Genomic DNA, 14,575 nt, shown 5'->3' on the forward strand with positions numbered 1-14,575 from the left:
GACATGTCCGAGAAGTCCGTACCGGTCACCGGCGAAGAGCGCGGTGAGGGCAAGTTCCCCAAGGGGCTCGTGCTCCGCCTCTTCGCCTACCTGATCGCCGGTCACCTCTTCGCCGGCTTCCTCTACCTGCTGTTCATGCTGGGCGGCCAGAACCGGTAGGGGTCAGGGCCCGGGGGCCCTGACCCGGCGGGGTCACGCCTCGGTGAGGAGGCGCTCCCGCAGCCGCTCACGGGTCTCGGGGGCCAGCTTGAGCCCCTCCGTGAGGTAGGTCTCGACCGATCCCCAGGTCGCCTCGATCGTCTCCAGGGCGGCCCGCAGATACTCCACCCGCGCGTCGAAGAGCGGGCTCAGCAGCTCCATCACCTCGGGCGACATCGCGTCCGCGGCGGTGGAGCTGCGGCGCACCTTGTAGCGGCGGTGCGGGTCGTTCGACTTCACGTAGTCCGCCTCGATCGCCTCGCGCTCGACGCCGACGGCGAGCAGGGTGATCGCGATGGAGAGGCCGGCGCGGTCCTTGCCCGCCGCGCAGTGCATCAGGGCCGGGACGCTCTCCTCGGCCATGGAGTGCAGGATCCGGCTGTGCTCCTCGGTCCGCTCGACCACCATCTTCCGGTACGAGTCGGACATTCGGGTCGCGGCCTTGCCGTCCCCCAGGATCTCCCGCAGCTGCGCTATGTCGCCGTCGCGCACCAGCTTCCAGAACTCCTTGCCGTCGGCCGGGTCGTTGAGGGGGATGTTCACGTTCCGCACGCCGGGCAGTTCGACGTCCGCGCCCTCGACCTTGCGGTCGGCCTCGTTGCGGAAGTCGAAGACGGTGTGCAGGCCCAGAGAGGCGAGGAAGGCGGCGTCGGTCTCGGTGGCGTGGGCGAGGTGGCCGCTGCGGAAGAGCCGGCCGGGTCGCACGGCGCGCCCGTCCGTCGTCGGCAGGCCGCCCACGTCCCGGAAGTTGCGGACCTCGGCCAGCTCGGGTTCGTTCGCTTCGGTGGGCGGGACCTGCGGCAGCTGCTGCGTCACGGATGCTCCTGGGGGGTCGTCGTTCGGGGGCCCGATGCGAGATCGGTTCCTGGGGCAATCATCCAGGTGGGGCGGGGTCGGCGCACCCCCTCGGACGGGAATGGGCGATCTGTCCGAAATTGACCGTTAGGTCGAACGCGCCCTGGTTGAGGGCGAGATGGGCGCCGGCGCGTGAGCAGGGTCATAGAAGTGACGGATCGTGGCCGAGGGCCCGGAGCAATTTCCGTACGGAAAAGGGAAATCGAGGGACCGTCATCGACGGAGGGTGACCGGAATTCCGGACGGAATGCGGCCCCTGTAATGCCGGTGGAAATCTGCGGCTTGTTCGCTCCGACCCCGCTCGTCTAGCGTCACCGTCAATCCGGTCGGACCGCCGAATCCTGCCACCGTCCGGAATCCGCACTCATCCCATGTGTGGCAGGAGCGGGGGACCCAGGAAGTACGCCGGTCCCGCGACAACAGGACGGCTCGGGGTGAAGCCGCGTGGACACGCGGCCGGACATCTCCAGTCCGAACCCGACAGCTCACCTCGTAGGCGCCGGAGAGGAATTCGCCATGCCCGCGAAGGGTAAGCACCGCCGTCCCAGGATCAACCCGCTCACGCGTGGACTCGTCGCCGCCGGTACCGGAGGCGCCGTCGTCGCGCTGCCGCTCCTCGGCGCCACCGGAGCCCACGCCGCCGAGCAGGCCGCCCCGGCCGCCGTCCCCGCCCAGGCCGTCGTCGCCCAGGCGAAGGCGCCCGCCGCCCTCCAGGCCGCGCCCGCCGCCGCGAAGGCCGCGCCGAAGACGTACTCCGTCGTCAGCGGCGACTACCTGTCGAAGATCGCCGCCGAGCACCACCTCGCCGGCGGCTGGCAGAAGCTCTACGCGGACAACCGCCAGGTCGTCGGCGAGAACCCCTCGCTGATCCTTCCCGGCATGAAGCTCACCCTCGGCGCGAAGAACACCGCCGCCCCGAAGAGCGCCGCGCCCAAGGCCGCCCCGAAGGCCGCGCCCAAGGCCGCCGCGAAGGCCGCCCCGAAGAGCGGGTCGACGCAGGGCTCCGGCGACGAGACCCGCGCCTCCCGCAGCAGCCAGCGCGCCGCCGCCCCGGCCGCCGCCGTGCAGTCGGACGCCGGCTCCTCGACCGGCTGGGTCGCCCCCGTCAGCGGCGGCATCTCCACCCCGTACCGCGCCTCCGGCTCCATGTGGTCCTCCGGCTACCACACCGGTGTCGACTTCATCGCCTCCTCCGGCACGACCGTCCGCGCCGTCGGCGCCGGCAACGTCGTCTCGGCCGGCTGGAGCGGCGCCTACGGCAACGAGGTCGTCATCCAGCACGCCGACGGCACCTACTCGCAGTACGCCCACCTCTCCTCCCTCTCCGTCTCGTCCGGCCAGTCCGTGACCGGCGGCCAGCAGATCGGCCTGTCCGGCTCCACCGGCAACTCCACCGGCCCGCACCTGCACTTCGAGATCCGCAGCTCGCCGAGCTACGGCTCCGACCTGGACCCGCTGGCGTACCTGCGCCAGCACGGCGTCTCCATCTGACGTACCTGCTCACCCGCGTGGCCCGGCACCCCTGTGCCGGGCCACCGGTGTGCCCGGCCTATTCCGGCTTGGCAATTTCTTTATCGGTGGCATATGTCACCCACCGTCAACCCCTCCTTACGGTCGCGTAGGTCACATCCGAAAGGGAAGGATGTGCTCCCGTGGCAGACGATTCGAGATCAAGAGACAAGAACGCATTCGGGTCGTACGCGGCGATCGGTGACAGCTTCACCGAGGGCGTCGGAGACCCCGGCCCCGACGGGACGTACGTCGGCTGGGCGGACCGCTTCGCGGTCCTGCTCGCCGACCAGCTGCCGGAGCACGACGACTTCCGCTACGCCAACCTGGCCGTACGCGGACGCCTGCTCGACCAGATCGTGGCGGAACAGGTCCCCCGGGCGAAGGAACTCGCCCCCGACCTGGTGACCTTCTGTGCCGGCGGCAACGACATCATCCGGCCCGGCACCGACCCCGACGACGTGGCCGAGCGCTTCGAGCGCGCCGTCGCGGACCTCACCTCCGCGGTCGGCACCGTCATGGTGACCACCGGCTTCGACACCCGCGACATCCCCGTGCTCAAGCACCTGCGCGGGAAGATCGCCACCTACACCGCGCACGTCCGGGCCATCGCGGACCGCTACGACTGCCCGGTCCTCGACCTGTGGTCCCTCCGGTCCGTGCAGGACCGCCGGGCCTGGGACGACGACCGGCTGCACCTCTCGCCCGACGGCCACACCCGGGTCGCGCTGCGCGCCGCCCAGGTCATCGGCCTGCCGGTGCCCGCGGACCCGGACCAGCCCTGGCCGCCGCAGCCCCCGCGCGGCCCGCTTGAGGTGCGCCGCGACGACATCCACTGGGCCAAGGAGTACCTCGTGCCCTGGATCGGACGCAGGCTGCGCGGCGAGAGCTCGGGCGACCACGTCGAGGCGAAGCGCCCCGACCTCATGCCCCTCTGAGGAGATCCCCTCCGGGGGACGGCGGCCCGCCGGCCGGGATCCGCTCCAGGACCCCGCCGGCGAACACGTCGTACAGCGGCAGCGTCTCCAGATGGACGTAGCCGATGTGGCAGTCGCAGACGGCGAGGGGGCAGGCCCGGGGGCGCAGCGCGGCCCGGTACGAACCGTCGTACAGGTTTCCCAGCTCGGCCTTGACGAAGTGGCAGCGCCGCACCGTCCCCTCGCCGTCCACCGAGACCACCGACTCGCCGGTGCGGCACGGCAGCCCCGCCGAGCGGTGCGGCCGTCTGCTGTACGGGAAGAGCGGATCGATCCCCGTCCACTCCTCGGCCTCCGCGTCCGTGTACGTGTGCCCCTCGGCCGCGTTCACCCAGAGGTAGACGTGCGGAGGCAGGGCGGCGCGCAGCCGACGGGCGTCCTCCCGGTGCTCCGGCAGGCCGACCACGCCCACGCTGAACCGGACGCCCCGGTCCGCCAGCTCGCGGCACTTGCCGAGGAACCGCTCGTACGGCGTCTGGCCCGGGTGGTACGTGCACCAGAGGGCGACGGTCTCCGGGTCCGCCTCCGCCAGCCAGTCGGTCCGGCAGCTCAGATTGGTCTGGATCGCCACCCGCTCGACGTGCGGCAGCCGCGACAGGTCGACCAGCGCGCGCCGGTACCAGGAGCGCACCAGGCCCTCGCCCCACGGGGTGAAGAGGATCCGCAGCCGGTCGCCGGTCTGCGCGGCGGCCCAGCCGGTGAACCGGTCGAGCGCGGCCCGGTCCGCGCGCAGCTGCTCACGGCTGTCCCGGCGCTTCGCGAAGGGGCAGTACGGGCAGTCGAAGTCGCAGGAGGAGAGCGGGCCGCGGTAGAGCAGCGTCAGATCCACGGCCGCCGCCTACTTCGGCTCGTACGCGGCCATGGCGGCCCGCACGTCCGGCGAGAACAGCTCGGGACCGAGCCCGTCCGAGTGGGCGAGCCCCTCCGGCGAGAGCCGCAGCAGCCCCGCCGGGGCGTCCGCGTCGAGCCAGCCGAGGGCCTCGAAGAGGGCCAGCTCCGCGGGGAAGTCCGTGAACGGGGAGGAGCCGAACCGCTCCTCGTACCCGGCGACCGGCATGCCCTCGGCCTGGAGCAGCGACTGCAGCAGATGGCGGCGGCGGGCCTCCTCCGCGTCGACCCACCGGCCCACCTCGGCCCGCGAGAAGTCCTCGCGCTCCGTGTAGGCGTCGATGATCGAGCGGATCTCGCGCATGTCGACCGCGTAGTCGAAGGAGTAGTGCAGCGCCGAGGTGTACGAGCGTGCCCCGCAGCCCAGCCCGATCATGCCGTCCGTCTGGCACGCGTAGTCGTCGGGGCCGAGGGGAGCGGCGTCCGTCCGCCGGAACATCCGCATCGACACCTGCTCGTAGCCGTGGGCGAGGAGGTGGTCCCGGCCGTACCGGTAGAGCCGCAGCCGCTGCCCGTCCCACTCCAGGTCCGCCCGCCGCCGGTCGGCCGGGGAGATCCGGCCGAGGCCGGTGAGCGGCCGGACGTACAGCGGGTAGAGGTACAGCTCCTCGGGGCGCCAGGCGAGCGCCGCGTCGAGCGAGGAACGCCAGGACAGATCGGTCTGGCCGTCGATCCCGTAGATGAGGTCGATGTTGAGGACGGGGACCCCGGTGTCCCGGATCCGGCCGAGGGCCGCCTCGACGTCCGCGCGGCGCTGCGGCCGCACGGCGGCCCGCGCCTCCGCCTCCACGAAGCTCTGCACCCCGATGCTGAGGCGCGTCGCGCCCCGCTCGGCGAGGAGCGCGAGCCGGTCGGCGGTCGCGGTCGAGGGCGAGGTCTCGACGGAGAGCGGCACCGCCCGCAGATCGACGCCCGTCCGCTTCTCGGCGATGTCGCAGAGCCGCTCCAGCTCGGCGGCGGTGAGGAAGGTGGGCGTGCCACCGCCGAAGGCGGCCGTGGCGAACCGCACCGGGTCCGCGTCGCCGAGCGCCTCGCGGACCGCGGCGGCCTGCCGGTCGAGGGCGTCGAGGTAGCGGGTGGTCAGCTCGTCGGGGGCGCCGATGCGGGTGAAGAGGTTGCAGAAGCCGCAGCGGACCTCGCAGAACGGTATGTGCGCGTAGAGGGAGAGGGCGTCCTTCGGCTGGTCCCGCCAGAGCTCGGCGAGGGTGGGAGCCGGGGCCGGGAGGGGGCGGTACGCCGTCTTGTGCGGGTAGGCGTACACGTAACTCCGGTACGGACGCGGGGTCGTGAGGTCGCTCATGCCGCGGCCTCCTGCTCCGGGCCCGCCAGCTCGAACTGCGCGTACGGCACGGTCCACACGACCTCGTGGCCGAGCCGGTGACCGGTGTGGCCGTCCTCGCCGTAGGCGGTGCCGTGGTCCGAGCAGACGATCGCGAAACAGGGCCGCCGGCTGCTCATGGCGGCGAAGAGCCGTCCGATGTGCCGGTCGACGTATTCGAGGGCCGCCGCGTGCGTGGCCCGGGAGTCCCCGGCCTCGCGGGTCGCGCCGGGCAGATGGAACCAGTTGGGCTGGTGCAGCGCGGAGACGTTGACGAAGAGGAAGAGCCGCCGCTCGTGAGGGAGCGCGGCGACGACCTCCTCGGCGCGGGTCACCTGGGACTCGAAGGAGGTCGGGGAGGCGACGCCGAAGGACGGCTCCCAGTGGCTCTCCTGGAAGAGGCCGGGGAGGACGGAGCCGAGGGGCGGCTGCTTGTTGAAGAAGCCGACGCCGCCGACGCAGACCGTCCGGTAGCCCTCGCCGGCGAGTGCCGAGACGAAGTCCGGGGTGTCGTGGACGAAGGTCCCGCCGGCGGTCGACTCGCTGCCCGCGAAGCGGGCCGCGAAGAGCCGCGGGTGCGGTCCCGGGCTGTCCGGGGTCGGCAGGAAGCCGGCGAAGATCGCCTGGTGGGAGGCGTACGTGAAGCTGCCGGGCGCGTGCCGCCGCTCCCAGACCCCGCCGGGCAGGTGCCGGGCCAGGTTCGGGATGCGCCCCTCGGCCGCCAGCTCGGCCGCCACGTCGTGGCGCAGCGTGTCGAGGGTGACCAGGAGCAGGTCGTGGCTGCCGACGATCGCGTTCATGTCGGGCTGGTTCACGTGGTGCTCGTTCCTGTGGTGCTCGTTCGTGGTGTTCATGGGGTGCTCGGTCGAGAGCCGTGGGGGGCCGCCGTCGCGCGGCCCGCTCCGGGGAACTGCGCGGCGACCTGCGCCGCGTACGTGTCGAGGCCCTCGGCGGTGCCGCCCGGCAGGCCCGTGAGCCCGGGCAGCAGATCACCGAAGGCGTTGACCTCGCCCACCGCGAAGCGGCGCCAGCCGGTGGCCGGCAGCAGATCGACGCCCACACACCGGGTGCCGGGGAAGGCGGCGGCGGCCCCCTCGCACACGCCGAGCGCGTCCTCCCACCGTGCGCCGGCCGAGCCGATCGCGGCCCGGGCGGCGGCGAGATCGCCCCGGGCACCCCCGAGGTGCAGATTGGTCATCGGGGAGCGGCTGGTACGGACGACGGCATGGGTGGCCCGGCCGTCGATCACCACCACCCGCAGGTCTGCCGCCCGGCCGTCCTGCGTGGCCTTCGGCAGCCACCGCTCGACGTGCAGCCCGTCGGGCGCGAGGGCGTCGACGATCGCGGCGATCTCCCGCTCGCCCGTGTAGCGCCGCACCCGCAGGGAGTTGAAGAGGCGCCCGTCCGGACCGCGCTCCACCGAGGTCGTCGCCTGGATCCGGCCCGCGCCGTTCGACTCCACCGCGAGGACCCCCGAGGCGGAGGAGCCGTGCGCGAGCTTCACGAACACCCGCCGGAGCCCGGCCGTGCCGAGGAGCGACCGCAGGTCCTCCCAGCCGCCCACGGCCGGGGCGGCGGGCCCGGAGGTCGGCGACTCGGGCACCGGCACACCGGCCCCCCGCAGCCGGCCGTGGCTCAGCCGCTTGTCGAACAGGAGGGCCAACTCACGGGGGTCGTCGACGAGCACGGCCCCCGCGTCCCCGACCGTCTCCGCCAGTTCCGCGACGGCGGCGGTGAAGTGGGCGTACCAGCGGCCGGAGCCCTCGACCCGGGCCGGGTCGTCGACCCCGCGCAGCAGCCGGTCGGCCTCCGGGTCCTCGCCGGGAGAGTCGAGCCGCACGGTCTCGCCGGCGGCGAACCGCGCCCGGCCGCACAGCACGTCCGGCCAGGACACCACCCGCGCCCCGGGCAGCCCGGCGCCCCGCAGCGCGTCCTGGAAGAACGCGACGCGGCGGCCCGCCGGATCACCGACGACGACGAGGCGCGGGCGGTCGGTCATTCGGCTACCGCGACGTACCGGTAGACCTCGCCGTCGCCGTCGTCGTCCGGCTCCTGGGCGTCGTCCAGGTCGACCGTCACACCGTGCGGGACGAGCGCTCCGCGCACCCGCTCGCCCATCGCCTCCGACAGGTAGTGGTGGGAGAGGTCGAGGTGGGCGAGATGCGTCAGCGGCTGCCCGTCGAGCAGGGCGGCCGCGCCCTCGTCCGTCAGCACGCCCATCGAGAGGTCCAGCCGCTCGATCCGGGCGACGACCGGGGCGCCGGCCACGGCCGCGGCGATCTCGTCCTGGATGACGCTGTTGCACAGGCCCAGGTGGCGCAGGGCGGGGAAGCCCGAACCGGCGAGCAGGGGCGCCAGGTCCTCCACGGTGGCGTCGCCGCCGTACTCGTCGGTGCCGAGCCAGAGTTCGAGGCTCTCCAGAGCCGGCAGCTCGCTGCCGACGATCCCGCGCACGACCGCGGCGGGCAGGCCGCCCGTCTCGACCACGAGGGTCTCCAGACCCTCGTGCCGGACCGGCGGGAAGAGCAGCCCGGTGCCCCCGCGCACCCCGAACTCCCGCAGGGCCGGGTAGGCGGCGAGCAGCGGCGTCACGTCGGACTGCACGATCCAGGAGATCTCGCAGTCCTCGCCCGTCATGTCCCCGAGGAACACCGCCCGGAGGCCCGTGAGCCGGTCGCGGGCGGCGACCAGCGCCTCGACGACGAACGAGGACGAGGTCTCGTACGGCTCGTCCCAGCCCCCGACCACCAGCGCGCGCACCCGCTCCGCGTCGACCGTCTTCAGGAACCGCTCGAAGAGCGGCTCCCAGGGCTCGTCCCCGGGGTCGCTGTACGTCGGGGCGGAGATCCGCCAGGCGACCGCTTCCGCGTCGGGCAGCTCGACGGCCGTGGCCGCGCTGTCGTCGGGGTCCGCGAGTACGCCCGGGAAGTCGAACACGGGAAGGCCGTGGAACTCGTGCTGGTATTTCCCGATGGTCATGACAGTGCTCCAGACAACGGACGACGCTGAACGGCTGATGCCAAGAGTTCTACCAAGGGGCACCGACAACGCCCCTCGCCGGGGCCTCTCCACCGGCCCGGGGCCGATTGTCAGACCCTGCGCCTAGCGTCGTTCCCGTGTTCGGCCGAGCGGTGCCGAACGGGAGGGGAGAGCCATGTACCGGCAGGGAGACGTGCTGATCGCGCCCGTCGAGGAGACGGCCGTACCGGCCCGCGCGAAGGCGGCGGCGGGGGAGCCGAGGGACGCCAGGGGCCGCCTGGTCCTCGCCCTCGGCGAGGTCACCGGACACGCCCACGCGATCCCGGGACCCGGCCGGCTCGTGCGGGAGCCGGGGCCCTCGGGCCCGCTGCTCCTCGAACTGCCCGAGGGCGGCCGGGTGGTGCACGAGGAGCACGCCCCGATCCCGCTCCCCAAGGGCTGGTACCGGGTGGTGCGCCAGCGGGAGTACGTGCCCGGCGCCTACCGCATCGTCGCGGACTGACCGAGAGAGACCTGGGGGAGACCGACATGAACCACACCACCGCACAGGACAAGTGGCGGGCCGTCGCCGCGGCCACCGGACCGGCCGACCGCGCCGCCGCCGAGGCCGGGGTCCGGCTCGCCTACCGGGCGGCGGGGCTCGCCGAGCCCGCGCGCGTCCTCTGGGCCGACTCGCCGCTCGCGGCCGTCGCGCTCGTCAGGGGGCTCGCGGAGCCCGGCCGTTCGGTACGGGACGAGGTGCGCACCCGGCCCTGGGCCGAGGAGCGCCGCCGCCTCCACGACGAGCTCGGCCCCGCCGGCTGGGCGGCGCACTGGCAGGCGACCGGCGCGGGCCTCTGGGACCTGACACGGGCGCTCGCCGAGCGGATCCGGGCCGGGGTGACGGAGGCCGCCACGGCCGAGAGCACCGGTGCGGAGGCCGGGGACGCCGGGGAGGCGGCCGCCGTGCGGCTCGTGCTGCTCGACGCGGTGCTCGGCCAGCACGACGCCGCCTGGCTGGCCGCCTTCGAGGGGCGGGGCGAGCGCCTCGCCGGGCTCGCCGCCGTCGCCGAGCACGCGGGCTGGTGGTGGCCCTTCGAGAACGTCGCGGTGGTCGGCGAACGTCCCGTGGAGCTCCATCGGGACGAGGCCGGCCGGCTCGACCGGGGCGACGGACCGGCCCTCGCCTACGCCGACGGCTTCGCCCTCCACGCCTGGCGCGGCATGTCGGTCGCCGCCGACTTCCTGGCCGGTCTCGCCGGCCTCACCCCCGAGCGGATACGCGCGGAGGAGAACGCCGAGCTGCGGCGCGTGATGTTGGAGTACTACGGCTACGACCGCTACCTCGCGGTGTCCGGCGCCCGGCACGAGCACCGCGACGGGACGGGCGTCCTGTGGCGCGTCGAACTGGCCGACGACGAGGACGTGGTGATGGTCGAGGTGGTCAACTCGACCCCCGAACCGGACGGCAGCCACCGCACGTACTGGCTGCGGGTGCCGCCCTCGACCCGTACCGCGCGGGAGGGCGTGGCCTGGACCTTCGGACTCTCCGCCGAGGAGTACGAGCCCCTCGTCCAGACCTGAGCGGGCCCGGGTCCCGGGCCCGGCTGGTACGGAGAGGTGAAGGGCGCCGCCGGTCAGGAGTGGCGTGCGGGAGGCGAGGGTGCCGGGTGCTGGGATGTGCCCGCCGGAGCCCCGGCACCCACCCCCGAAGGGACCGCCTGTGACGACCCGCCAGCCCCGGACCGGTACCAGCACCATCACGACCGCCCGCGCCCGCACGACCGCCCGAGCCGCCCGTCTCCTCGCCGCCACCGCCGTGCTCGGCGGGCTCCTCACCGGCACGGCCGCCCCCGCCCTGGCGGCCGTGCCCGAGCGGACCGCGCTCCGCGGCGCCGCCGTGGAGCCCGCGCCCGCCACCGTCACCGTCACCGGGACCGGCCGGGCGGCCGCCGCGCCGGATCTGGCGATCCTGTCCGTCGGCGTCGAGGCGACCCGTAAGACGGCGAAGGAGGCGATGGCGGCGCAGAACACCGCTGCCGCGGCCCTGCTGGAGGTGCTGGGCAAGGAGGGAATCGCGGACCGGGACATCCGGACCGACAGCCTCTCGCTGTCCCCGGTGTACACGCAGGACGCCGCGGGGGAGAGCAAGGTGACCGGGTACCAGGCCGGCCAGTCGTTCTCGGTGAAGGTCCGCGACCTCGACAGAACCGGGCAGGTCATCGGCGCGGTCAACGACGTCACGGGGGACGCGGTCCGGATCAACGGCGTCGTCTTCGACGTCGCCGACCCCTCGGCGCTGCGGGTGAAGGCGCGCGAGGCCGCTTTCCAGGACGCGTACGAGAAGGCCTCGCAGCACGCGCGGCTCAGCGGACACCGGCTCGGCCGGCTGGTCTCGCTCAGCGAGGGCGACTCCCTGCGTCCCGGACCCGGCGCCCTCCCCTCGATGCCCGCGGACGAGCAGGGTGTCCCGCTGGCTCCGGGAGAGATCGAGGAGCAGGTCACCGTCTCGGCGGTCTTCGAACTGATCTGACCCGAGGAACGTCCGGTCAGAGGCCTAACCCGACGACGAGGGCCGGCTGGTCCGGGGCCGATCCGACTCCGGGGACGGCAGATCCGGGGCTGGTCCGACTCCGGGGGGACCGGCCGGTCCGAGGCTACGGACCGGGCGGTTCCGCGGCCCCGTCCTCCTCGTCCGGGGACAGGCCCAGCTCCCGGTCGAGGGCGGCGTCCGCCCACCGCAGCAGCGTGGCGCGCGGGAGGGAGCCGGTGTACGCCGTCGTCTGGACCGCAAGCCCGTCGAGGAACGCGGTGAGCCGCCAGGCCGCCGCGGTCGGGTCCGGACAGCGGAACTCGCCGGCCTCGACCCCCTCCGCGATCACCCGGGCCAGCGCCGCCTTCCACTCCCGGTCCAGCGAGGCGGCGACCTCGCGCAGCTCGGGGTCGCGCAGCGAGGCGGCCCACCCCTCGATCCACAGCCGCCAGCCCTTGGCCTGCCCCGTCGGCGCGTACCAGCGGACGGCGGCGCGCAGCCGGCGCACCGCGGTGGAGCGCCGGCCGAGCAACTGCCGCAGGCGGGCGAGATCGCCCTCGGCCGCGTGCGAGAACGCCGCCGCGACCAGTTGTTCCTTGGTGGAGAAGTGGTAGAGCACGAGGGCGTTGCTCACGCCGAGCGCCGAAGCCACGTCGGAGATCCGGACGGCCGTGACGCCCCGGGCCTCGATCTGGTCGACGGCGGCCCGCAGCAGCTCCTCCCGCCGCTCCGCCACGCTCAACCGCACTCTCGCCACGCGGAGCAGCCTACACAGCACATGACAAGGGCAAGATCATCATCGGAGCGGCGGGCACCGGCCGGAAAGATCAGTACCAGCCGTAGCGCTCCGCGATCACCGGCAGACGTTCCGTGACCAGCGCGTGCGCCGCGGCGCGGGGGCTCGTGCCGTCCGCCGCGGCCCGGTCCAGCAGGCCGCCCACCAGCTCCCGCATGGACCGGCGCACCCTCTCGAAGGCCTGCCCTGCGTCGGCCTCGATGTCACCGAAGAGCGTCCACCACCACCAGGCGTTGGTGCACGAGTTCACGACCACGTCCGGCAGCACGGTCACCCCGCGCGCGGCGAGGGCCTCCTCGGCCTCCGGCAGGACCGGCATGTTCGCCGCCTCCGCGATCCAGCGGGCCGAGATCCGCCCCTCGTTCCCTGCGTCGATCGCGTACGAGACGGCCGCCGGGACCAGGACCTCCGCGTCGACCGCGAGCCAGGCGTCCCGGGGCTCCTCCCGGTCGCCGGGCCGCAGCGCCGTGCGGTCGACCGTGCCGTGGGCGTCGCGCGCGGCGAGCAGGGCCTCGACGTCCAGGCCCTCGGGGTTCACGATCGTGCCCCGGATGTCGGCGACGGCCACGACGCGCAGCCCGGCCCGGGCCAGGAACCGGGCGGTCGCCCCGCCCATCGTGCCGAGCCCCTGCACCGACACCCGCGTCCCGGCACGCTCCCGACCGGCCCGGTCGAGGGCGACGAGCACGGACTCGGCCACCCCGAGGCCGCCGACCAGCGCGTCGAGCCCGATGCCGTCCACCTCGATCGCGAACGCGTCGGCGAGCCGCTTCCGCGCCGCCGCCTCGTCGTCCAGGAGCGGGTACACGGCCTGCACGGAGGAGACGAGCCCGGCCTCGGCCGCCGCCCGGTCCACCACCTCCTGGGTCAGCCCGAGGTCCTCCCCGGTCGTCCAGAACCGCTCGATGTACGGGCGCATGGCCCGCAGGTAGCGCACGAGGACCCCGTACGCCTCCGGGGACCGGGGGTCGCAGTCGATGCCGCCCTTGGCGCCGCCCAGCGGGACGTACCGCGCGGCGGGGTCGTAGTGCAGGGCCTCCTTCATGGTCATCCCGCGGGCGAGCCCCGCGACCTCCGCCGCCGTGCACCCCTCGCGCATCCGCAGGCCCCCGCTGGCCACCCCGCGCACCAGCCGGTCGACGACCAGATGCCCGCGGCGGCCCGTCACGTGGTCGGTCCAGTCGACGGACAGGAGGGGGGTGGGGCTCATCGCGGGTCTCCTCGTACAGGGCTGTTACTGAACAACGGTTCAGTATGACCGGTCTCCCCGGCCGCACGGGCCGCGGGCCGCCCATAATGGAACGACCCCCCTTCAGAGATCAGGAGGTCCAGTGACCGGTACCGGCTCCGACCGTTCCCCACGGGCCCGGCTGCGCGCACTGCGCCCCGAGTCCTTCGGCGCGGACCCCTCGGGCGAGCGCCTCGCCCGCATCCGCCGCTCGCCGAACTTCGCGGACGGGATCTTCCAGAACCCCGAACCGGCCCGCCGCGGGCCCTCGGGTTCCACGCTGGAGCTCGCCAAGATCTACTTCGAGAAGGAAGGGCGCGCGCGCCGGGCCCCCACCGGCACGATCCCCGTCCACCCCACCACCGTCGCCGACCTGGCCAAGGCGCCGGCCACCGGGCTGCGCCTCACCTGGATGGGGCACTCCGGCGTCCTCGCGGAGATCGACGGGCACCGGGTCCTCTTCGACCCCGTCTGGGGAGAGCGCTGCTCGCCGTTCCCCTTCGTCGGCCCCAAGCGGCTCCACCCGGTGCCCGCGCCGCTCGCCGCGCTCGGCCCGGTGGACGTCGTCGTGATCTCGCACGACCACTACGACCACCTCGACCTGCCGACGATCAAGGCGCTCGCCACCACCGACACCGTCTTCGCGGTGCCGCTGGGCGTCGGCGCGCACCTGGAGCGCTGGGGCGTGGCCCCCTCCCGCCTGCGCGAGCTGGACTGGACCGAGTCCACCGAGATCGGCGGACTGAAGCTCACGGCCACCCCGGCCCGCCACTTCTGCGGCCGGGGCATCCGCAACCGCCAGCACACGCTCTGGGCCTCCTGGGTCGTCCAGGGTCCCGAGCACCGGATCTTCCACAGCGGGGACACCGGATACTTCTCCGGATTCAAGGACATCGGCGCCGCGCACGGTCCCTTCGACGCCACGATGATCCAGATCGGCGCCTACTCGGAGTTCTGGACGGACATCCACATGACTCCCGAGGAGGGCGTACGGGCCCACCTGGACCTCCAGGGCGGCGCGGCCTCCGGTGTGCTGCTGCCGATCCACTGGGGCACGTTCAACCTCGCCCCGCACCCGTGGGCGGAGCCGGGGGAGTGGACGAAGGACGCGGCCGAGGAGGCAGGCCAGGCGGTGGCGTTCCCCCGGCCCGGCGAGCCGTTCGAGCCCGCGGGCAAGCTGCCCGGCGATCCGTGGTGGAACTCGGTGTCCCGTCCGATCGCCCGCCCGTGGCGCCGCCCCCGGGTCACCGGGGTCGCGGCCGGGGAGACGCGCAGCGACGATCTCGACCTGGCGGGCGAGCGCTGACGCCGAGGG

15 protein-coding genes and 1 riboswitch are annotated in these 14,575 nt (G+C 73.9%); of the genes, 7 read left to right on the forward strand and 8 right to left on the reverse strand.

Going from position 1 to position 14,575, the window contains the following annotated elements; all coding sequences use genetic code 11:
- The first annotated feature begins 3 nt into the window (after window positions 1–3).
- On the forward strand, window positions 4–159 hold the full coding sequence (locus ACF08F_RS17800) for a DUF6126 family protein (RefSeq protein ID WP_392299422.1): 156 nt from the start codon (window positions 4–6) through the stop codon (window positions 157–159).
- Between the two features lie 33 nt (window positions 160–192).
- Here the strand turns inward: ACF08F_RS17800 and ACF08F_RS17805 are convergent, their stop codons facing one another.
- Complete coding sequence (locus ACF08F_RS17805) at window positions 193–1,014, reverse strand: tyrosine-protein phosphatase (protein ID WP_392299423.1); 822 nt, start codon at window positions 1,012–1,014, stop codon at window positions 193–195.
- Window positions 1,015–1,375: 361 nt separating this feature from the next.
- Window positions 1,376–1,565, forward strand: a riboswitch (cyclic di-AMP (ydaO/yuaA leader).
- A gap of 4 nt (window positions 1,566–1,569) precedes the next feature.
- Between ACF08F_RS17805 and ACF08F_RS17810 the strand changes: the two genes are divergently transcribed.
- Both ACF08F_RS17810 and ACF08F_RS17815 read left to right on the forward strand, forming a co-directional pair.
- Entirely contained in the window at window positions 1,570–2,544 is a 975-nt protein-coding gene (locus ACF08F_RS17810; protein WP_392299424.1) for a peptidoglycan DD-metalloendopeptidase family protein, read from the forward strand.
- A gap of 161 nt (window positions 2,545–2,705) precedes the next feature.
- Window positions 2,706–3,500 (forward strand): SGNH/GDSL hydrolase family protein, encoded by a 795-nt coding sequence (locus ACF08F_RS17815; RefSeq protein WP_392299425.1) that lies wholly within the window; start codon window positions 2,706–2,708, stop codon window positions 3,498–3,500.
- Here ACF08F_RS17815 and ACF08F_RS17820 read toward each other — a convergent pair.
- The 5 genes from ACF08F_RS17820 to ACF08F_RS17840 are packed head-to-tail and all read right to left on the reverse strand — an operon-like array spanning window position 3,487 to window position 8,724.
- A complete protein-coding gene (locus ACF08F_RS17820) occupies window positions 3,487–4,368 on the reverse strand; it encodes an STM4011 family radical SAM protein (protein WP_392299426.1) in 882 nt (293 codons plus the stop codon). The two genes, ACF08F_RS17815 and ACF08F_RS17820, sit on opposite strands and share 14 nt — an antisense overlap.
- A 9-nt stretch (window positions 4,369–4,377) precedes the next feature.
- On the reverse strand, window positions 4,378–5,727 hold the full coding sequence (locus tag ACF08F_RS17825) for an STM4012 family radical SAM protein (RefSeq protein WP_392299427.1): 1,350 nt from the start codon (window positions 5,725–5,727) through the stop codon (window positions 4,378–4,380).
- Window positions 5,724–6,545 carry an STM4013/SEN3800 family hydrolase gene (locus ACF08F_RS17830; protein WP_392299537.1) on the reverse strand — a complete coding sequence of 274 codons (822 nt, stop codon included), beginning with the start codon at window positions 6,543–6,545 and terminating at the stop codon, window positions 5,724–5,726. Before ACF08F_RS17830 ends, ACF08F_RS17825 begins: the two co-directional genes overlap by 4 nt.
- Before the next feature lie 50 nt (window positions 6,546–6,595).
- Window positions 6,596–7,744 carry an STM4014 family protein gene (locus ACF08F_RS17835; protein WP_392299428.1) on the reverse strand — a complete coding sequence of 383 codons (1,149 nt, stop codon included), beginning with the start codon at window positions 7,742–7,744 and terminating at the stop codon, window positions 6,596–6,598.
- The gene (locus tag ACF08F_RS17840) at window positions 7,741–8,724 is read right to left on the reverse strand and encodes an STM4015 family protein (RefSeq protein WP_392299429.1); all 984 of its coding nucleotides are present in this window, start codon (window positions 8,722–8,724) and stop codon (window positions 7,741–7,743) included. The genes ACF08F_RS17835 and ACF08F_RS17840 overlap by 4 nt, the downstream gene beginning before the upstream one ends.
- A gap of 175 nt (window positions 8,725–8,899) precedes the next feature.
- On the opposite strand from ACF08F_RS17840, the gene ACF08F_RS17845 reads away from it, so the two are divergent.
- From ACF08F_RS17845 to ACF08F_RS17855, 3 genes are all read left to right on the forward strand, one after another.
- Window positions 8,900–9,226 carry a hypothetical protein gene (locus tag ACF08F_RS17845; protein ID WP_392299430.1) on the forward strand — a complete coding sequence of 109 codons (327 nt, stop codon included), beginning with the start codon at window positions 8,900–8,902 and terminating at the stop codon, window positions 9,224–9,226.
- A 26-nt stretch (window positions 9,227–9,252) separates the two neighbouring features.
- Window positions 9,253–10,287 carry a DUF6745 domain-containing protein gene (locus tag ACF08F_RS17850; RefSeq protein WP_392299431.1) on the forward strand — a complete coding sequence of 345 codons (1,035 nt, stop codon included), beginning with the start codon at window positions 9,253–9,255 and terminating at the stop codon, window positions 10,285–10,287.
- A 139-nt stretch (window positions 10,288–10,426) separates the two neighbouring features.
- Window positions 10,427–11,236 carry an SIMPL domain-containing protein gene (locus ACF08F_RS17855; protein ID WP_392299432.1) on the forward strand — a complete coding sequence of 270 codons (810 nt, stop codon included), beginning with the start codon at window positions 10,427–10,429 and terminating at the stop codon, window positions 11,234–11,236.
- Between the two features lie 124 nt (window positions 11,237–11,360).
- Here ACF08F_RS17855 and ACF08F_RS17860 read toward each other — a convergent pair whose 3' ends face one another.
- Window positions 11,361–11,993: a TetR/AcrR family transcriptional regulator gene (locus tag ACF08F_RS17860; RefSeq protein WP_392299433.1), complete on the reverse strand. Its 633-nt coding sequence runs from the start codon at window positions 11,991–11,993 to the stop codon at window positions 11,361–11,363.
- A 70-nt stretch (window positions 11,994–12,063) separates the two neighbouring features.
- Window positions 12,064–13,242 carry a Glu/Leu/Phe/Val dehydrogenase dimerization domain-containing protein gene (locus ACF08F_RS17865; RefSeq protein WP_392299434.1) on the reverse strand — a complete coding sequence of 393 codons (1,179 nt, stop codon included), beginning with the start codon at window positions 13,240–13,242 and terminating at the stop codon, window positions 12,064–12,066.
- Between the two features lie 121 nt (window positions 13,243–13,363).
- Between ACF08F_RS17865 and ACF08F_RS17870 the strand changes: the two genes are divergently transcribed.
- Window positions 13,364–14,566 (forward strand): MBL fold metallo-hydrolase, encoded by a 1,203-nt coding sequence (locus ACF08F_RS17870; RefSeq protein WP_392299435.1) that lies wholly within the window; start codon window positions 13,364–13,366, stop codon window positions 14,564–14,566.
- Window positions 14,567–14,575 lie beyond the last annotated feature (9 nt).

Source organism: Streptomyces sp. NPDC015130 (assembly GCF_043080005.1).
Classification (GTDB): Bacteria; Actinomycetota; Actinomycetes; order Streptomycetales; family Streptomycetaceae; genus Streptomyces.